Annotated in this window: 21 protein-coding genes and 1 tRNA gene; 12 read left to right on the forward strand and 10 right to left on the reverse strand. The window is 57.3% G+C overall.

The genetic code is table 11. From position 1 onward, the window contains the following. Positions 1–5 precede the first annotated feature (5 nt). The 5 genes from HY298_02315 to HY298_02335 all read right to left on the reverse strand — a co-directional run bounded on the left by HY298_02315 (position 6) and on the right by HY298_02335 (position 3,292). Positions 6–1,193, reverse strand: a complete 1,188-nt coding sequence (locus HY298_02315) for a DUF4178 domain-containing protein (GenBank protein MBI3849115.1) — start codon at positions 1,191–1,193, stop codon at positions 6–8. 4 nt (positions 1,194–1,197) lie between these two features. Then, entirely contained in the window at positions 1,198–2,319 is a 1,122-nt protein-coding gene (locus HY298_02320) for a glutathionylspermidine synthase family protein (protein ID MBI3849116.1), read from the reverse strand. After that, complete coding sequence (locus HY298_02325; GenBank protein ID MBI3849117.1) at positions 2,319–2,693, reverse strand: hypothetical protein; 375 nt, start codon at positions 2,691–2,693, stop codon at positions 2,319–2,321. The genes HY298_02320 and HY298_02325 overlap by 1 nt, the downstream gene beginning before the upstream one ends. A 19-nt stretch (positions 2,694–2,712) precedes the next feature. After that, the gene (locus HY298_02330) at positions 2,713–3,015 is read right to left on the reverse strand and encodes a DUF350 domain-containing protein (protein MBI3849118.1); all 303 of its coding nucleotides are present in this window, start codon (positions 3,013–3,015) and stop codon (positions 2,713–2,715) included. A gap of 118 nt (positions 3,016–3,133) precedes the next feature. Next, complete coding sequence (locus tag HY298_02335) at positions 3,134–3,292, reverse strand: hypothetical protein (protein ID MBI3849119.1); 159 nt, start codon at positions 3,290–3,292, stop codon at positions 3,134–3,136. 354 nt (positions 3,293–3,646) lie between these two features. Here HY298_02335 and HY298_02340 point away from each other — a divergent pair, with 354 nt between their 5' ends. The 4 genes from HY298_02340 (at position 3,647) to HY298_02355 (ending at position 5,624) form a co-directional block, all read left to right on the forward strand. Continuing rightward, on the forward strand, positions 3,647–4,264 hold the full coding sequence (locus HY298_02340) for a sigma-70 family RNA polymerase sigma factor (GenBank protein MBI3849120.1): 618 nt from the start codon (positions 3,647–3,649) through the stop codon (positions 4,262–4,264). Next, entirely contained in the window at positions 4,245–4,541 is a 297-nt protein-coding gene (locus tag HY298_02345) for a hypothetical protein (GenBank protein MBI3849121.1), read from the forward strand. The genes HY298_02340 and HY298_02345 overlap by 20 nt, the downstream gene beginning before the upstream one ends. Further along, positions 4,538–4,942 (forward strand): hypothetical protein, encoded by a 405-nt coding sequence (locus HY298_02350; GenBank protein MBI3849122.1) that lies wholly within the window; start codon positions 4,538–4,540, stop codon positions 4,940–4,942. The genes HY298_02345 and HY298_02350 overlap by 4 nt, the downstream gene beginning before the upstream one ends. A gap of 70 nt (positions 4,943–5,012) precedes the next feature. Beyond that, positions 5,013–5,624 (forward strand): hypothetical protein, encoded by a 612-nt coding sequence (locus HY298_02355; protein MBI3849123.1) that lies wholly within the window; start codon positions 5,013–5,015, stop codon positions 5,622–5,624. A 177-nt stretch (positions 5,625–5,801) separates the two neighbouring features. On the opposite strand, the gene HY298_02360 is transcribed toward HY298_02355, so the two are convergent. The 3 genes from HY298_02360 to HY298_02370 all read right to left on the reverse strand — a co-directional run bounded on the left by HY298_02360 (position 5,802) and on the right by HY298_02370 (position 7,476). Continuing rightward, positions 5,802–5,879, reverse strand: a tRNA-Pro gene (locus tag HY298_02360). Positions 5,880–6,068: 189 nt separating this feature from the next. Next, positions 6,069–7,031, reverse strand: coding sequence for a 2-dehydropantoate 2-reductase (locus tag HY298_02365; protein MBI3849124.1), 963 nt, complete (start codon positions 7,029–7,031; stop codon positions 6,069–6,071). 163 nt (positions 7,032–7,194) lie between these two features. After that, the gene (locus HY298_02370) at positions 7,195–7,476 is read right to left on the reverse strand and encodes an HU family DNA-binding protein (protein ID MBI3849125.1); all 282 of its coding nucleotides are present in this window, start codon (positions 7,474–7,476) and stop codon (positions 7,195–7,197) included. 198 nt (positions 7,477–7,674) lie between these two features. Here HY298_02370 and HY298_02375 point away from each other — a divergent pair, with 198 nt between their 5' ends. The 4 genes from HY298_02375 to HY298_02390 all read left to right on the forward strand — a co-directional run bounded on the left by HY298_02375 (position 7,675) and on the right by HY298_02390 (position 12,290). Next, positions 7,675–8,682 (forward strand): serine/threonine protein kinase, encoded by a 1,008-nt coding sequence (locus HY298_02375; GenBank protein ID MBI3849126.1) that lies wholly within the window; start codon positions 7,675–7,677, stop codon positions 8,680–8,682. Between the two features lie 6 nt (positions 8,683–8,688). Next, on the forward strand, positions 8,689–9,585 hold the full coding sequence (locus HY298_02380; GenBank protein MBI3849127.1) for a carbon-nitrogen hydrolase: 897 nt from the start codon (positions 8,689–8,691) through the stop codon (positions 9,583–9,585). A 114-nt stretch (positions 9,586–9,699) separates the two neighbouring features. Beyond that, complete coding sequence (locus HY298_02385) at positions 9,700–10,722, forward strand: hypothetical protein (GenBank protein MBI3849128.1); 1,023 nt, start codon at positions 9,700–9,702, stop codon at positions 10,720–10,722. Positions 10,723–10,805: 83 nt separating this feature from the next. Further along, positions 10,806–12,290 carry a sulfatase gene (locus HY298_02390; GenBank protein MBI3849129.1) on the forward strand — a complete coding sequence of 495 codons (1,485 nt, stop codon included), beginning with the start codon at positions 10,806–10,808 and terminating at the stop codon, positions 12,288–12,290. Between the two features lie 29 nt (positions 12,291–12,319). Here HY298_02390 and HY298_02395 read toward each other — a convergent pair whose 3' ends face one another. Further along, positions 12,320–13,240 (reverse strand): class I SAM-dependent methyltransferase, encoded by a 921-nt coding sequence (locus HY298_02395; GenBank protein MBI3849130.1) that lies wholly within the window; start codon positions 13,238–13,240, stop codon positions 12,320–12,322. A gap of 228 nt (positions 13,241–13,468) precedes the next feature. Here HY298_02395 and gluQRS point away from each other — a divergent pair, with 228 nt between their 5' ends. The 3 genes from gluQRS to HY298_02410 all read left to right on the forward strand — a co-directional run bounded on the left by gluQRS (position 13,469) and on the right by HY298_02410 (position 18,164). Next, positions 13,469–14,401, forward strand: a complete 933-nt coding sequence (gene gluQRS, locus HY298_02400) for a tRNA glutamyl-Q(34) synthetase GluQRS (GenBank protein MBI3849131.1) — start codon at positions 13,469–13,471, stop codon at positions 14,399–14,401. A gap of 301 nt (positions 14,402–14,702) precedes the next feature. Further along, on the forward strand, positions 14,703–15,095 hold the full coding sequence (locus tag HY298_02405) for a BlaI/MecI/CopY family transcriptional regulator (protein ID MBI3849132.1): 393 nt from the start codon (positions 14,703–14,705) through the stop codon (positions 15,093–15,095). A gap of 42 nt (positions 15,096–15,137) precedes the next feature. Beyond that, complete coding sequence (locus HY298_02410) at positions 15,138–18,164, forward strand: hypothetical protein (GenBank protein MBI3849133.1); 3,027 nt, start codon at positions 15,138–15,140, stop codon at positions 18,162–18,164. Positions 18,165–18,397: 233 nt separating this feature from the next. On the opposite strand, the gene HY298_02415 is transcribed toward HY298_02410, so the two are convergent. Further along, on the reverse strand, positions 18,398–18,574 hold the full coding sequence (locus HY298_02415) for a DUF885 family protein (protein ID MBI3849134.1): 177 nt from the start codon (positions 18,572–18,574) through the stop codon (positions 18,398–18,400). A gap of 59 nt (positions 18,575–18,633) precedes the next feature. On the opposite strand from HY298_02415, the gene HY298_02420 reads away from it, so the two are divergent. Then, a complete protein-coding gene (locus HY298_02420) occupies positions 18,634–18,780 on the forward strand; it encodes a hypothetical protein (GenBank protein ID MBI3849135.1) in 147 nt (48 codons plus the stop codon). Positions 18,781–18,823: the final 43 nt, after the last annotated feature.

An 18,823-nucleotide genomic window follows, 5' to 3' on the forward strand; every position in this document is an offset into this window, starting at 1 on the left:
TTGGCCTAGTTCGGCGTCTGCTGGCGGAAAGCGTCGGTGACACTTTTCGCTGGCAAGACTTTGCCGCGGTAGAAAGCGATGCTCTTGTCGTTCCATACCACAAGCAGCGGAATCTGTCCGGTTTGGCTGGCAAGACCGTAGAACACATCGCCGCTCTTGAGGTTGGCCAGGTTCTGGCCTTCGGTCTGGCGGGTTGTGGTTTGAAAAAGTTCACTCACCGGCGCGACGAAGCCTTCAAGGTTCACCGATTCACCCACCCGCAAGGCAGCGGCTTGTTGAGGAGTCAGTGGCGTCAGCGGTTGCAGCGGCGTGAACAGAACCCAGTCCTTCGCTCCGGGCTTCGTGCCGTAAACCAAGAGCGCACGGTTTTCATCCTCGTTGAGGAGATGATATTCATGCCGCTCGTAACGGCGACCGACTTGGGCAATTTCCACGAGGGCATGACCGGTGATACGATAAGTTCTCGCATCCAATCTGCCTACACTCCCAAGCGCCAACGGCGAAGCGGGCGCAATCGTTTTCACAACTCCGGCTCGCTGGCGCGCGGGTCGGCAGGACGAGTAGCCGGCAACGAGAATCGCTGCGCCGAGGATCGCGCCGACAATTCTCATGACGAAGCCGGACGAGGTGGAATTGTTGTCCTGCCCCGATCGCAAAAAGTTGCTCGTGATCCCGGCGGTCGGCCGGATGCGAATCCCGAAGGCGGACGCCACGGCGCTCGGCGGCAGGTTCAGGCCACGATAGACTTCAACCTCGTCGCCGGTCCAGCTCACCACCTGCATCGTGTCACCGGCTTCGGCGTTGAAGTAATGGGCCACGTCGCCGACTTCGACGCCTTCGGGCGCTTGTCCTTCGATGTGATAAACCCGCGATTCGTCCACCAACGTGACGCGAACATCCGTGCCGTCGAGATTCAGCGGGTCGCCGACGCGTTTGGCAGCAGCATCTTCGGCAGTGATCGGAAACTCCGGCTCGAACAGCGTGAACAGCCGCCACTGGCCGCCGCGCTCCGTCTCCTCGTAAACCAATGTGGCGGATTTGCCTTCGTCATTCACGAGGTTGAACTCATTCCAATAGTAAGTCTCGCCCGCCTCTTCCATTCCCATGACCACACGACCGAGCACACGATAACGCCGTCCGGCGAGCGTGCCGCTCATGCCGACGCGAAGTGGTGTTGGATTGGCAAAGCTCATCCTCTCACCGGAAAACATGTGGAACGAAACGGCTCAAATTACCTGTGATGCGCCGTGTGTCTTCGCGAATTCCAAGGCCGCCCGCTTCATGATCAATTATCCACACGCCGAAGATCGGATGATGACCGCCAAAGTCCGGCACCGTCGCGAGGGCCTGAAACACGTGGCCTTCTTCGCCGTAATCGCCGCCCGTTTCCTCGACGACCACGCCGCTTTCGACCCAGGTCACGTTGCTGCCTTCGCGGCTGAGCTTCGGTTTGCGGATGAAATGATCCCCAAGCGGCGAGGCGAGTTCGTACGCGGGCAGCAAATTGGGATGGTCGGGAAAAAGTTCCCAGAGAATCGGGAGCAGCCCTTTGTTGCTGAGAAGCATTTTCCAGGTCGGTTCGATGAACTGGACGCATTCTGTCGTGAGATGCGCGCCGAATTCCTCATGCCAGAGCCACTCCCACGGATACAACTTGAAACAATGCTGGATGGTTTGGTTGTCGAGATCGACGAAACGGTTTTGCCGACTATCCCAGCCGATGTCCTCGACAAAAACCGGCTTCGTCTTCACGCCCGCCTGCTCGCAAGTGTCGCGCAAGTAGAGCACGGTCATCTCGTCTTCGGGTTGTTCCTTGATGCTGCTGAAGTGAATCGTTTGCCCCGCCCAGCGTCGCCAAGCCTCGATGAGCCGCTCGTGAATCGAGTTGAATTGGTCGGCGTCCGCGTGCGTTTCCTGCAGCCAGAACCACTGGGCAACGGAGGCTTCGACGAGAGCAGTCGGAGTGTCGGCGTTGTATTCGAGAAGTTTGGGCGGCGAGGCGCCGTCGTAGCTCAAATCGAATCGACCGTAGAGACTGAAGTCGTCGCGCTCCCACGAACCGAGAATGCTGGCGATGGCGGTTTCCGGAATTCCCAAGCGCGACCACCAGCTATTTTCAATCACCGCTTCCGCTGCCTCGATGCAAAGGTGATGCAGCGTGTTGCCCGCCGATTCGAGCGCGTCCACTTCCTGCGCTTTCATCTCGTAACAGGCGGATTCGTCCCAGTAAGGCCCCGTATCGTGCGAATGATAAGTGAGACCGACGCTCTCGACTTTTTCGCGCCAATCGGGCCGAGGTTGACAAGTGTGCCGTTGCATCAGGACCAGGTGTGGTAACTACGTGAGCTGCTGCCGAAGCCGCCGCGCGGAACATCGGTGCGCTGCGCCTGCGCCTGTTGCGCCGTTTCTGGCGTTGGCGATGAAATGTTCGTGATGCTTTGATGCGGAGATTCACCCCACTGGCCGCCGTAGAAGTATCGCTGGCTCTTTGGCTCATAGTAGTTGTACGGAATCTGATACCACGCGCGAAACGGCGCATGATAATAACCCACGCCACGAACGTAGAAGTTGTTGGTATAGACGCGGTCTGGACTGACCGGCACCTGGGATGGATTCTCCGGTCCGCAACTGGTCAGGGCGCCCGCAGACAATCCGCCAATCAACACCAACCGGATGCTCCTGCTCCGTTTCACGATGGCGCGCGAAATTATTTCAGCCAAGCATCGCCGCGGCCACGATGATACACACGCCGAGAATCACCGCGGCGCCGATGATGGCGGCGGCGACGTTCTTGTTCTCCAGAATCTCCTTGGTGAGATCGCCGGGCGTGCATTTGTCGAAGAGCTTGAAGCCGGCAATCGCCGCCGCCAGACCAATGCCAGTGAACAGCAACATGTACCCGATGGCTTCGCCAAGCGACTGCGCGTGCCAACTTGGCTGGGCGGTGGTGTCAGCGGCGTGAAGCGCCGGAGACGCGAGGAGGAACAGCAGTTGAGTGAGAATTCGAGTTTTCATAGGCTGTGGCGTGGAGCATAGCCTGAACCCTGGTCAGCCTTCAATCGAAAACCCGGCGAGCACCTCGGTCAAAAACCACGCCTTGCCGAAGCCCCGAGGTAAACGGGGCGAACTGCCATCAATGGTGCATGCAGCCGATCTTACCGACCGCAAACACGAAGCCAGCGAAGCCGACGATCAGCAGCCAGGGATTGCCTTTGACCGTGGCCAGATAGATACCCGCACCCAGCACCGCGCCCATCGCCAGCCAGACACCACATGCATAAACAAGTTTCATGTCGGCGATGTTACCGGGTTTCGCGTTTGATTCAAGGACGGTGTGCACGAACCAAATCGCTCACGCAAATTGTTACGCCGCTCTTGACCTGAGAACCCGATCAACGAGCGCACGCTGGCTTCGTATGCCGTGGTTGAGGGCTGGCTCTTCATGCCAACCGAAAACCATCTCTACCGGGTTCAAGCGCGATAGCGAACGGCGAATCGCTTATTCCATTGACCAACCTGACTGTGTTTCCGCATCGTTGCCGCCGCATGAAAAGCGGAAAGCGAGTTGCAGAATCGCGGGATTTGGCCACTGTAACCCTCCTTCAGATTCGTGCGTTATGAATGTTGAGCGTGAATGTCTTTAGCCATGTCGGAAGACAACTTCGATGTGGCCGGATGCCTGGAACGGGTGCGCCAGCAGGACGAGGAAGCCGCCAAAATGCTGGTGACGCATCTCTATCCGCTGGTGCTCAAAGTGGTGCGCACGCATTTGCCGCGTCGTGTTTCTGAAGATGACCTGGCGCAGGAAATTTTTATGAAGTTGTTTCAACGATTGGAACAATATCAACCCCGCCAGTCCATCCCCTTTGAACATTGGGTGTCGCGCATCGCGGTCAACACGTGTCTGGATGCCCTGCGCGCCCAGATGCGCCGGCCGGAGTTGCGGTGGGCGGATCTTTCGGAAGCGGAAGCGGCCTGGCTGGAATTTTTTGTCAGCACGGAAGTGGAATCCTCGCCATCGGCCGCCGATGCGGCCGCCGCGCGCGAGTTGATACACAAATTGCTGGCCGAACTGTCACCAGAAGACCGGCTGGTGATCAACCTGCTCGATTTGCAGGAAAAGTCGGTGAATCAAATCAGCGAGCTGACTGGCTGGAGCAAGTCGCTGGTCAAAGTGCGGGCTTTTCGCGCCCGGCGGAAATTGAGAAAACTGGCGGAGCAGTTCAAGAAGCGAGAGGAAATTTATGAATCGATTCGATCGTAACTGGCAGGTGGGTGCCGCCGCGGCGCGCAAAGCGCCCGTGCCGCCGCTGCGCGAAATCCCGTTCGGGTTCGCCACCCGTGTCGTGGCCCTGTGGCGGGCGCAGGCGCGCACGGTTTCGCCGGACGTGATTTGGGAACGGTTGAGTTTGCGCGCGTTGGTTTGTGCCTCGGTTTTGCTTTTGCTGTCGCTGGCCTGGAGCAGCTCGATGTCCGCCGACGGGCAACTGCTGAAGCCGGCCTTGGAGCACACCGTTGCCGATCTCTTCTGGATGTTATGAGTTTGTTGAGGCATTGGAAAATCGCGCTGCTGTTGGTGGCGGTCGTGGTGGTCAGCGGGACGGCGGGCGCGTTGCTGGGAATTTGTTCCACGAAACGGGCGATGCAAAAACGCCATGATCCCACCGAGTGGCACGACACCGCCATGCGCTATCTGGAATCGAAATTGAAACTGACGCCCGAGCAAAAGGACAAGGTGGAACTGGCCCTGGACCAGGCCGTGGACAAGCTCAAAGCGACGCGCATTGAAACGATCGCGGCCACGACGAAGACCATTGACGAATTCAGCGCCCAGATCGAAAAGGAACTGACGCCCGAGCAGAAGGAGATTTTTGCCAAGATCAAGGAGGAGAAAGGCAAAGCCAGCATCGACCTGCTCAAAATCGAACCCAAAAAGAAGTAAGGTTTTGTAACCCGCCGACAATGGCAGCGTTACCATGACCGTGAGCGTCCAACTTCAACCTTCTCTTCAAATGAAAAAATATCTTGTTGTTCTCGCCTTCACTCTTTCGATTGTGGCGGCCTTCGCCCAGGAGCAAATTGACCGCGATCAGGCCCGGAGAATTGCACAACGATTGACCGAATCTTTTGCCAAGCTCGACAATATCCAGTTCAAGATGGAAGCCGACGCCGAAAAGCCTTCCGCCTTTGCGGCGGGTGGCGGCGGCATCCTGGTGATTCCCGACAAGAAGCTGACCAAGGAATCGATGACGAAAGTCGGTGCGGAAATCCTGCCGCTCGGCCAGTTATGGATGTTGAACATCGCCCCCGCCCCGGAGGGAAAGGCGACGCCGAAAGACAAGTTGCGACTCGTCACAGTCAACGCGGAAAACGAGGAGCACAAGCTTCCCCTCTGCCTGTTGGGCGTGCGCAAAAAGGCGGACACGCTGGAATTGGTCGTGTATGGCAAGGACAAGGAACCGTTGTTGAGCACGCCCTTGAAAAAATCGCAACTCAATCAGGAACTTCCGGTCGAATTAACCGGCGAACAGACGGGTGATGATTCTGGCGTTCTGACCATCAATGTGCTCGGCAATTATCAAGCCACACTCAAAATGGTGAGCAAGCCGGAAGAAGAACTCTAAACGCTCAGCTTCTGGGCGACCGCCTGCGTGAAGCCCCGGGCGGGGTGAGCATCTCCAAACAGCCGCCATTATCCACGACCAGTGGCGCAACTTCCCGCGGTCCCCGCTGCCCGTCGCGGCAATCATTCCGTCGGCAGCAACGACATAAATGTGGTCCGGTCATGCCCCGGAAGAAGATGGTCGGAGCGACAGGATTTGAACCTGCGACGTCTTGGTCCCAAACCAAGTGCTCTAGCCAGGCTGAGCTACGCTCCGATGACGGAAGCACAATACCCACAGCCGGAGTGCGCCAGCAACGACAATCTTTTGATTCGACGCGCAAATCGAACGAACGGGGAATGGCGAATACCTGGTCAGTCTTCGTGGCGAAGTGATTGTCGCACCGTGGTTGATCTGCGCCCAAAAACCTGCGCTTGAAGAAGCGCGATGCCGGATGCAAAACCATCATCGATCATCCAACTGCTGCAAGACGGCGCAGAGCGCCGCCAATCGTGGCGTAGCTACTCCGGTCCTTTGGGCGCGGCGGAAAGGTTCGTTGAAGAGACTGTTCAACTCCAACGGTTGCCCTCTTTCAAAATCAACGAGGGTCGAGGCCTTGTAAGCACCCATCGCGCGGGTGCGGGAAATCTGCGTCTCCGTGGTGCTTTCAGAAATCGCCAGGCCCAGCTTGTTGGCGGTGTCGATCACCTCCATCATCAATTCGCGAACCAGTTTTTCCCAGCGCGCATCACTCAACAAGTCTTGAGTGGTCAGACACGGGCCGAGCGCGCGTCCACCGGTCACCTGCCCTGTCACCACCGCGTCATAACCGGCGGCGCCGGCCACGCCGAGTCCGTTGAAGGGAATATTCCAGACCAGTTTCTCCCAGTGCGCGCGTTCCAGATCCTCGGTCAGTTCACATGGCACACCGGCGCGACAAAACAATGCTGCCAGGTCGTGAGTGCGCGGTTGCGCGCGGCGTTGAAATTCGCCCAGGACGATCCTCCCATGCGCTGTATGCTGAATCACTCCCGGCTTGAGCCGATTCAGGCAAACGAAACAAAGTCCACCCAGAATTTTTTCGCTACCGAACAAGGCCGCCAGTTGTTCTTCGTTGCCCAGACCGTTTTGCAACGTGACGACCGCGGTGGCCCGCCCGATCAGCGGCGGGAGCAGTCGCGCAAACTGGTCGTTCGCCGTGGTCTTCAATCCAATGAGGACCCAATCGCAGACGCCAATTTCTTCCGGAGCTTTCGCAATTAAGGGCCGAACCTGAAAGTCTCCATCCGGGCTGTGGATCAACACGCCCTGCCGTTGCACCGCTTCGTAATCCGAACGCAGCAAAAAATGAACCTGCTCTCCGGCGCGACACAGCTTTGCGCCGTAGTAACTGCCGAGGGCGCCACAACCAACCATGGCGAATTTCATGCTGAAGTCGGGGAGCAAGCAGTTGTCGCCCGTGGTTCCAGGTCGCGCCCTCCCCACGAGGCTCAGGCACGATGTTCAAGCGCGAGACACGTGCCGGCTTCAATCGGCCGAAGCAAAAGAGGCACTCCGATGCCATCAGAGTGCCTCAATGAAAGCGGAAGAGTTAACTCAGGATGGCGTCCTTGGCGGCCTTGGCGACGCGGAACTTCACGACGCGCTTGGCGGGGATCTGAATCTGTTCGCCGGTAGCCGGGTTGCGTCCGATGCGGGCTTTGCGGTTGACCAACACGAGTTTGCCGATGCCGGGAAGAGTGAAAGTGTTCTTGGCGTTGCGATAGGCCATTTGGGCGAGTGATTCCAGGATCTGCACTGCCTGCTTCTTGCTCAGGCCGTTCTTCTCAGCGAGTTCTGCTGCGACTTGGGATTTTGAGAGTGCTTTTGACATAGTTTGTTTTCAGTTGATGTTTGGTTAAGTAAAGTCGTTTGACTTGCGCGTATTAAAGCGTTTCACCCCGGCGGCGCAAGGAGAAAATGAAGAAATTCGCGCGAAGACAATTCTGCCTTCGGGCGCGTAAGGAGGGGCCAACGCCGGCCCCCAACCACAGGCTTGACTTGAACGGCCATTGCCACAACATCCACGTCAATGGCTCTCTTCACGATTCAGAGCGAATTCCGCTACGATATCACGCGCGTGATTTTCGAAGGCGGCATGGGCGTGGTTTACGAAGCCGAACAACACGGCGCGCGCAACTTTGTCAAACGCGTCGCCATCAAGGTCATCCGCCAGAATTACGCCAATCAACAATCCTTCATCGAAAATTTCATCGGCGAAGCCAAGCTCGTCGCGGACCTCATCCACACCAACATTGCGCAGACCTACCAACTGGGCGAGACGCGCGGCGTTTATTTCATCGCAATGGAACTGATTCGCGGCGCCAACTTGGAACAGTTCAGCCAGCAACTGGCCGACAAGAAACGCAAGCTGCCCAAAGAACTGGCCGTGTTCATCACCAGTCGCGTGGCGCGTGGACTGGCGTACGCCCACGCCAAGACGGACAAAGACGGCAAGCATCTGGGCATCGTCCACCGCGACGTCAGTTTCAAAAACATCATGATCGCGTTCGAGGGCGACGTGAAGCTGACCGATTTCGGCATCGCCAAGGCGCGCGGATTTCTCCAGGACAACGAAGGCGAAGTCGTGGCGGGCAAGGCCGATTTCATGAGCCCGGAGCAGGCCAATTTCCAGATCACCGATAAACGCTCCGACATTTTTTCCGCCGGGGTTGTGCTGGCCAATCTCCTGCTCGGTCGGAATATCTTCAAAGGTCCCTCCCCGGAGGAATCCCGCCAGCGGATCATGAAACAACCCATCCCTGATTTCCGTACGCTCGACGACCGGATCGATGACCGCCTCAATGAGATTCTGCACCGCGCCCTGGCGCGCGAACTGGATAAGCGTTACCCGGACGCCGACGAGCTGCTCTACAATCTGGAGCACTACATTTATCATCAAGGGTACGGCCCGACCAACGAGACGCTCGGCAAATTCATCCGCGAATTGTTCGGCCAGGCCGTTCCCCCGGCCGCCAACGATTCGAAAGGCAGCACCAAGTTGATGGAACACACCGCGCGCCTGGCTGCAAAAAAGTGAACTGCCATGAAGGGTTCGCCGCGTTCCGCCATCGTCAAGCTGGGTCTCATCCAATCCGCTGCCTCCACTGACCCGGCTGCCAATCTCAAAAAAACACTGGCCGCTGTTCAACGCGCCGCCCGGCAGGGCGCGCAAATCATTTGCACTCAGGAACTGTTTCGTTCCCAATATTTTTGTCAAAGCGAGGATCACCAGAACTTCCGCCTGGCCGAACCGATTCCCGGACCGAGCACCGAGGCCTTTCAAAAACTTGCCCGGAAACACAAGATCGTCATCATCGCCTCGCTCTTCGAGAAACGCGCCGCCGGCCTCTACCACAATACCGCCGTCATCATCGACGCGGACGGCGCGCTGCTCGGCAGCTATCGTAAGATGCACATTCCCGACGATCCATTGTTCTACGAAAAATTCTATTTCACACCCGGCGACCTGGGCTTTCGCGCCTGGCAGACCCGGCATGGAAAAATCGGCGTGTTGATCTGCTGGGATCAATGGTATCCCGAAGCCGCGCGGCTCACGGCGTTGCAAGGCGCAGAGATTTTATTTTATCCCACGGCCATTGGATGGCATCCAAAAGAGAAAGCGGAATACGGCGTCCACCAGCATTCCGCCTGGGAACTGATCCAGCGCAGTCACGCCGTTGCCAACGGCTGCTACGTCGCGGTGGCCAACCGGGTCGGGTTGGAAAAGCCGGCCGGCGGCGAGGGCATCCAGTTCTGGGGACAAAGTTTTGTGGCCGGCACATCAGGCCAGATCCTGGCCAAAGCCAGCCTTGATCGAGAGGAGAACCTGATCGTTCCCATTGACCTGAACAAAGTAAACGTCACCCGCACCCACTGGCCATTCCTGCGCGACCGGCGCATTGATGCGTATGGCGACCTGACCAAACGACTGATAGATTAGAGCAAGTCGTTCATATCGGCTTTTTGGCTGCGTGAGGCATTGGTTTGGCCGATGGGGTGCTTGGAGCGGGCTCCCACTTTGGAGAAGCGCGCGGGTTGATATTTGTAGAATCCGATGACCGGAAAAAAACTTGTTCTGATCGCGGTGTGCTTTTGGGTTGCCATCGATGCCGGCCACTTTGCGCCGTTCGAGAGCCGCGCCGCGGAAGGCACACCACGCGGTCCAGAAGGGCACGGGGTGACCACCAACCTGGTCGGCTGGTCAACCAACGGCGCGGCGGTGTTCGCGCTCCTTCAGTTGTCTTCACCGACCAACACGATCACCAACACCGTCTTTCACCATTACTTTCCGGACTCGCTGAACCACCGGATCTGGACCAACTTCGTTGCCCACACGAACGGCAGAGATGCCCGCATCTGGTCTGTGCGGTCACTCCCGGCGGACTGGCCCACGAATGCAACAGCCCGCCGCTGGCCTGCGCCCATCGTACGATGGAACACGAATGGCTTGATGTGGGACATGAAAGGTCTGACCGCTCTCAGCCCGGTCTGGCAGGAGGCGGGCGCCGGCGGCCAGTCGCCCATCACCGCCTTGACGAGGCGGCATGGCTACACTCGCGGGCACGGAACCGGATCACCGGGCTTCATGACCAACCGCACCGGCGAGAAGGTCTGGTTTGTCACCACGAACAATACGCTCGTCGAGGCGACGGTGCTACGCTCCGTTGTCAGGACGACGGCGGAAAGCAATCGGGACTACATGATTCTGCTGTTCAACAAGGATCTGCCCGCCTCCATCGAGCCGCTGCGGGTGGTTGCCTTGACGAACGTGCTTGCGAAATACCCCACCTTCGGCAACGCCCCCCACCCCGTTTTCCGAACGGAACAGTTGGGCAACGTCAGCGCCGATGTGCCGGGACTTTACCTCAATACCTGGAAGGGCGGCGATTCGGGATCGCCGGACCTGCTGCCGCTACCCGGCGAACTGGTGTTCTTCGGGGGTCGCTCCACGTCCGGTCCGAGCGCCGAGATGCAGGCCGACATGGACGCCCTTTGCGCAAAGGCAGGGTTGAACAAAGCCAAATACCAACTACAGTGGGTTGATCTGTCAGGCTATCCGTCCTACACACCCCGCTGAAGCCACGGAAATCACTGCGGTCAAAATCGTAACGCGATCGACGATTGACCAGCGTTTCACATGAGGTCAAAATTATTGACGCGATGCGTCTCCCGAATCCAATTCGCTGGTTGGCAACCGCGGTCAGCTTCGTCAGCTTGTTTCTTCTCACAAGCCACGCCGCTGGGAACAAACCCAATCGCCCGAACATTCTCTGGCTCATCGCGGAGGATTTTTCTCCCGACCTCGGCTGTTACGGCGCCAAACAAGTCTGGTCGCCCAACCTCGACCGGCTCGCATCTCAAGGCATGCGCTACACACGGGCGTTCACGACTGCGCCGGTCTGCTCCGCCAGCCGCTCGGCCTTCATCACGGGCATGTATCAAACCACCATCGGCGCCCATCATCATCGCTCGCATCGCGACGACGGTTATCGGCTGCCCGACGGCGTGAAGGTGATCAGCGATTGGATGCGCGAGGCAGGTTACTTCACGGCGAACGTTCGCAAGCTGCCCGCGAGTTGCGGCTTCGACGGCACGGCCAAGACAGATTGGAACTTCACTTATTTTGGAAAGCCTTTCGATTCGGAGAGTTGGGTGGATCTGAAACCGCGCCAGCCATTCTACGCCCAAATCAATTTTCAGGAGACGCATCGCAAGTTTCACGCGCCCAAACGCGCCGACCCCGACAAAGTGGACGTGCCGCCGATTTATCCCGATCATCCCGTCACACGCGCCGATTGGGCCGCCTACCTCGATGCCGCCAGCGAACTCGACCGCAAGATTGGGCTGGTGCTCCAGCAACTTGAGGCCGATGGACTGGCTGACGACACCATCGTGCTCTTCATGGCCGACCACGGCCAATGTCACGTCCGTGGCAAACAATTTTGCTACGACGACGGCCTGCGCATCCCGCTCATCATCCGCTGGGCGAAACATTTTCCCGCACCCAAACAATTTACAGTCGGCGGCGTGAGCGACCAACTCCTCGAGGCCATCGACTTCACGCCAACGTTTCTCGACGTGGCCGGCCACGCGAAGCCCCCCAAGATGCAGGGCCGCATTTTCCTTGGCGACCACGCCGAACCGCCGCGCGAGGCCGTCTTCGGCGCACGCGACCGCTGCGACGAGACGATGTTCCGCTTCCGCACCGTGCGCGACGCGCGCTATCGCTACATCCGCAACTTCATGCCGGAACGGCCGTTCCTGCAAAAGAACGATTACAAAGAGCGCAGTTACCCAGTTTGGAATCTGATCAAGGAACTCGGCGCGGAGGGAAAACTGACCGAATGGCAGAAGAACTTCTATCTCGCGCCCTCGATGCCGCCGGAAGAACTTTACGACCTGGACGCCGATCCTTGGGCGATGAACAACCTCGCCGAATCGCCGCAGCCCGATCACATGGCCGCCCTCGAGCGGCTTCGCTCCGTGTTGCAAAAATGGATCGCCGAGTCCAACGACCAAGGACGCTTCGCCGAACCGCCCGATGTGACCGCGCGCAAAGGCCTCACCAAACTGGGAGGCAACGCAAGCCAACAAGCCATCATCGACGAAACCGAACCGGGGAAACCAGCCAAGGAAAAGCCATAAGCTTGGCGTGCGTCATCGCCCGCGCTCGCTCATCGGCCTTTTCGCAAAACGATGTAGAGATTGTCCGCCAGGTTCATCGTCGCCAGCATTCTTTCAGTTGCCGAGTATAGCCACTTGATCGGCTTGAGCCACGGATTCTGTTTGTAAGCCGTCGTCCGTTTCAACAGCCGCGCGCGGTCTTCCTCAGCCACTCGCTCTGCTCCTCCCCGAAAATCCTGCGCAATGACCAGCGGATTGAAGTGCGATGAGCCTTGCGCAACGATCTCGAATACCGATTCACACGCCGCAAACTTTCTAAGCGTCTGGACTGTGAAGTAATTCACGTGATCGGGCATGAGGTAACGGTATTTTGCGCCCAACAAGCGCACTGCCAGCGACCGCAGATTCGGCACAAGGACGAAACAATAGCCGCCCGGTTTCAGAAGCGATGCGGCCTTCGTCAAAAACAGTTTCGGTTCAACCAGATGTTCCATCACCGCCCAGAATGTGACGGCGTCGAAGCGCGCCGTTCCAAACTCGTGATCCAGGAATAAACCGCGGATAACGTTGATCCCCTTTTGCTCCGCATAATCCAGCGCGTCGCTCGTCACGTCCGTCCCCGTCACTTCATAAGTTTGGGAAAACCTGCTCTTGAGTTGAAACAGGAATGCGCCCGTAGAACAACCGACGTCCAACACTTCGCCGCCTGGACAAAATCTCCGGAACAGCCGCAACTCCCTTTCGAACCGCACCGGCGCGTAATCACTCTCCAATTTGTCCGGTGCAAGATAGAACGGCGTTCCTAATCGGTCGTAGAATTTTCCCGAAGCCAGTTCTGCGTCCACGGGATTCGCATAAATCATCGAACAGTCGCGGCAGCGAACCAATTGCAGTGAAGCCTTTTTCAGAAACGACACAGCATTGTCCCGTTCGCACAAGGGACACGCTCGGCGGATTTCCGGGTTGGCCATGGCGCGAAGATAGTTAGCCGACAATTTCTTGTCGAATCCGCTTTCCGTTTTGATGGACCGGACGGATGGCTAAAAGAATCCGCCTGACCGGACCCACCCCAACCCCTCCAAGGAGGGGAGAACTGTTCAGCGCGCGCTGACGCAGTTCCCCTCTTGGGAGGGGGTAGGGGTGGGTTCCGTCTGCAGAAATGTATTTTGACAGTCGGTTTGGTTTCATAAACTACGCCTGTGACTGGCCAACATGCTCAACCCGCAACCCTCAACTCTCAACCTCCCGGCTATCGCGGTCGCCTCGCGCCGTCGCCAACCGGCTTCTTGCATCTCGGTCACGCCCGCACCTTCTGGATTGCGCAGGCACGCGCGCGCTCCACTGGCGGCATACTGGTGTTACGCAACGAAGATATTGACGCCATGCGCTTCAAACTGGAGTTCGTCCCGGCGATGATCGAGGACCTGCGCTGGTTCGGTTTTGCGTGGCAAGAAGGGCCGGACTGCGGCGGGCCATTTGGTCCGTACAACCAAAGCCAGCGATTTCAATTCTACCGGGCCGCACTCGACAAACTACGAACCGACGGCTTCATTTACCCCTGCACCTGTTCGCGCAAAGATATTCAATCCGCTGCCCGCGCGCCGCACGCCAATGATGACGATGAACCAATCTATCCCGGCACCTGCCGCGCGCGAAAAGAGGTCAGAGGCCAGAAGTCAGATTTCGGAGTTCCGATTTCGGACCTCCGACTTCCGACCTCCGACCTGCGCTTCAACTGGCGTTTCCGCGTCCCTGATGCCGAAACCATTTCCTTCACGGACGGCCACTACGGTCCGCAACAGTTCATCGCGGGAAACGATTTCGGCGACTTCGTTGTCTGGCGACACGATGATGTCCCTGCCTACCAACTCTCCGTCGTAGTGGACGATGCCGCCATGAAAATCACCGAAGTCGTGCGCGGCGCCGACCTGTTGAAATCCACAGCGCGCCAAATCCTCCTCTACCACGCGCTTGGTCTCCACCCACCTGCCTTTTATCATTGCCCGCTGCTGACCGATGAATCCGGTGCCCGGCTAGCCAAGCGCTACGATGCTCTCAGCCTGCGCAGACTCCGCGAGAGCGGTGGAACACCGGAATCCCTTCGCCAGCGATGGCTTCAGTCGTTGCCTTGAATATCGTAGGAGCCGAGGTAACGAGGCTCTGAGTGCTTGCACGAAAAAGCTGTTTGGTGTCCCAGCTTTAGCCGGCAAGCACGAACAACGCACGCTAAAGCCTGGACACCAAACGGTAAACTCTGCTCCCCGTCGCATTTCCGTACACGCTCTGACCATTCTATCTTCATTCAAAGTGAGCCTCGTTACCTCGGCTCCTACGAGCGCTGGCGGCTCTGGTCACGGCTGAAACTTTTTCAAAAATCCCGCTTGACATCTTTACAACTGTAAAGAACTCTCTACTTCATTAAACCATTTACCTATGCCCAAGCAAACTGTTGAACTGACCGAAGCCGAATGGGCCATCATCAAGGCCGTTTGGGAACACGAACCGTGCGCCGCTCCCACCATTCAGGAGAAACTGCACAAACATAAGGAGTGGACCTACAGCACAGTTCGCACCTTGATGGACCGGATGGTTGCCAAGGGTTTGTTGACCGCGGAGAAAATCCGCAACCTGACCTTGTATCGTTCCGCGATCACCCGCGCCCAGGCGCAACGGGGTGAACTCCTTTACGCGCTGAAGCACGCCTTCAACGGCGCGCTGACACCCATGATGCAATGCCTGTTGGACAATCACGAACTCAGCGCCGATGAACTCGCCGAAATGGAAGCATTGATCAAACAGAAACGGAAGAAAGGCCGACGCAAATGACCAAGCAAGAGAACGAACGTCTTCGCGAACCCTGAAATCGAAATGAACTCTTTCATAGAATTCCTAAACCTTTGGGGCGACCGGTTCATCCAGTTCGCCCTGCCGATGCTCATTCAATCAAGCCTGTTGATTGTTTTTCTGATCGCGCTCGATCTCCTCCTTCGCAAACGCGTTCGCGCCGTTTTTCGTTACGGTCTATGGATGCTGGTGCTGATCAAATTGATTCTGCCTCCTACCTTCGCTTCACCAACCGGCCTGGGCTACTGGCTGACATTGAAACAACCTGACAAACCGGTCATCGCTCCTGCACCTGTTCAGGTCACCGTCAGTTACTCTGAAGCCGAACCGATCTACATCCCTTCGATCACTCCTCTGGCCCCGCCCAAACCGACATTGGCTTGGCCGGCGATGTTTCTGCTAGGTTGGGCAAGTGTTGCGTTCGGCCTCATCGTTTGGCTGGTGTTGCGCGCTCGTTTCGTCGCAAGAATGTCGGCGCGCGCGAACGACGCTCCTGAATCGCTGCGGGAACTGTTGGAATCATGCCGTAGGCAATTGAAAATCAATCGTCCGCTTCGGCTTAAACTTTCCTTAGACGCAACCAGTCCCGCCGTTTGCGGACTGTGGCGTCCGACGATTTTGATTCCCGCCCAACTGGAGGCCAAACTGTCCGCGCTCCCGATGCGCGCCGTGTTGCTTCATGAATTGGCCCACATCAAACGCGGCGACCTCTGGGTCAACTGCGCGCAAACGTTGCTCCAGATTTTCTACTGGTACAATCCTCTGCTCTGGCTGGCCAACGCGGTCATCCGCCGCGTGCGCGAACAGGCTGTGGACGAAATGGTGATGGTGGAAATGGGACAGGAAGCCGACGCTTACCCGGCCACCTTGCTCGAAGTCGCCAAACTTACGTTCACCCGGTCGGTGCTGAGTTTGGGACTGGTCGGCATCATGGAATCCAAGAGCGCGTTAAGGGAGCGGATTGACCGAATTATGGATTTCCGCCCACCTCGTAAGACCGGATTGACCTTCACCTCGGCGCTGTGTGTCCTCGCGGTAGGTGCACTGGCTGTACCGATGGGTAAGGCGCCCCCACCTGTGCCGGTTGCCACGAACCTGATCCGTCGCGAGTACCGAGTTGATAAGCTAACCTTCGCCAAGAATCTCATAAAACGGGGCGGCCTCTCAGAAATCCGTATCTCTAGCGGAGACTTTGGACGTAGTCGTAACCGCAATGCCTACGATGGACCACTAGTTTCAAGCCGCCCAAATTCCCTTGAAAACCAGAAAAGCATTCAGGGCGCGCTACGTCGCGTGCTGGCGGATGCGGGTGTGGAAACGCAGCCAACCGAAATTGATATGTGGTTATTTACCAGCGGTGAGGTGTGGGTGCAAACCACTCCTGAAAAGTTGCCTGCCATAGAACGCGTCCTTGTGGAATTGAATGGTGCGCCTCTGCAGGATGGGTCTCGCCTGTTGTCGCCTGTCCCGCTACCAGGTGACTTGCCGCTAGTGACAGCTCAAAAGTCGAACGCCGTTTCCGCTCCGAATACAGAAGCGACTGCCACCGATCTCTACACTGGCACAAACATCAAGGATAAAGTCCCGGTGCTAGGAGACTTGCGTTTGTTCGGCAGATTTTTCCGCAGTGAGTCGGCAATTCAACAACTGGCGACCAATGCGCCGGCGCGAAAGGATAAGGTTCCGCTTCTGGGTGATTTGCCATTGGTCGCAACTCAAAAGACGACCACGAACTCCGCTCAATGGCCACCGGTGACCGCCAATCCGTACACGCGCACCAACTTGATTCGTACCGGCAAAGGGCGTCAGGCGATCCTTTCCAAGTTGGATCAAATCCGATTCGACGAAGTTCACTTTGAAGGTGTACCGTTGAGCAAAGTCGTCGAAACTCTTGCCATTGAATCGAAGAATCGTGCCCCAGACAAGCGCGGGGTCAGTTTCATCATCAACCCGCACACGGACATTCAATCCACCGGAGGTATCGACCCGACGACCGGACTTCCTACAACTGTAGTTGAACAAGTGGACATCGGCTCTGTCATTATCCGTATCAACCCGCCACTGCAGGACGTGCGTCTGGCAGATGTGCTGGACGCCATCGTGAAAGTCGCGGATAAGCCGATCAAGTATTCCATCGAAGACTACGCAATCGTCTTCTCATTGAAGAAAGGCGAAGAAACTCCGCCGCTCTACACGCGCTTCTTCAGAGTGGAGACGAACACATTCTTCACCAACTTGCGCAAACAAACGGGCCTCTCGGAAACCAGCAGCTCTGAGGAGAAGCAACTAACCGTGCGGAAATTCTTTACAAATGCGGGCGTGGATTTGGAACCACCCAAGAATATCTTCCTTAACGACCGCCATGGAATGCTGATGGTTCGCGCTACTCTGCAAGACCTGGACATCGTTGAACGAGCCATGCAAACCTTAAACATCGCGCAACTGCAAATCATGATCGTGGCCAGGTTCATCGAAGTGGCGGAGAAAGCCGCCGTCGAGTTTTGGAAAACAGTCGGTGGTACGAGTATCGCAAACGGAACTCGGACGGCAGTTCTCACTTCTTCCAAAAATACTGTGGTGCTTTCGGCATTAGAGGAGTCCGGCAGCCAACTCCTAGGCGCGTCAAAGGTCACAACAATCTCAGGGATGAAGACACATATCTCTAGCGAGCAACAGACCAAGATTGAGGGGGCTCAAGTCATGGTCGGACAAAGTTGTGATCTTGTTGCAGAGGTTGCCACCAATGGATTTACGGTCAAACTGACAGCGGAAACCGAAATCAAGGATGTGCCCTTTTCAAACGGAAATCCTTCGAAGCTTGTCCACGCCCGGAAGCTGTCGGGGAAAGCTGTCTTGTACGATCATCAAACCTTGGTTCTTGGCAGTCCAACGGATGATCAGGGCCGGTCGTCGGAATCTCCCAACGACGGCAAGAAACGCCTGCTTGTGTTCCTTACACTGCATATCGTTGATCCAGCCGGCAACGAGATTCATACGGGCCGCAACCTCCCGTTCCCTGCCGATCAGATTCCGCCGCAACGATTCGAATAAACTCCCCATTCGTCAGCGGAGTCGAGGGAGTGTCCGCTGCTTCCAACTTTGGACTGCGGTGGCAAGCGGAGCGCGACACCGCTTTTGTTGGGTGCACTGGAAGATGCGGTAACTTCTCATCATGCGAAAGCGCCATCGCCACTACGCTCTGCTGGCGCAGTCCATATACTCCCGTTCAAGCGCGCTCACTTACCCGCTTTCCCACTTTCCCACTTTCTCCTTTTCTCCCTTTCTCACCTGCTCCCCGTCCGCCCCTTCCCCGCCACCCACGCCTTCATCCGCGCTTCCAGAATGTCCATTGGCAATGCGCCGTTGCCGAGGAGTTCGTCGTAGAAGGCGCGTGTGTCAAACTGTTCGCCGAGTCCTTTTTGTATGTAAACGCGGAGTTCCTTCATTTTCAACTGGCCGATTTTGTAAACTAGCGCCTGTCCCGGCCAGACGACGTAGCGAGCCGGGCACGGTCATCCGCGTGTCGCCCGATGGCGAGCGCGTTTGGAAGAACGACTCGACCGAGGACCTGTATTTCATTTGCGTCCAGGCCCGGGTCGGCATCATGGCGGGCAGCACAATTGAAGATGGTTTCCCCGTCGCCAATCCTGTCACCTGGCCTGCTTGAATCTGCGGCGCCACGCATCGCCGCCCCGGCGCGCTTCTCTGCC

The sequence above is a fragment of the Verrucomicrobiota bacterium genome (assembly GCA_016200005.1).
Lineage (GTDB): Bacteria > Verrucomicrobiota > Verrucomicrobiia > Limisphaerales > PALSA-1396 > PALSA-1396.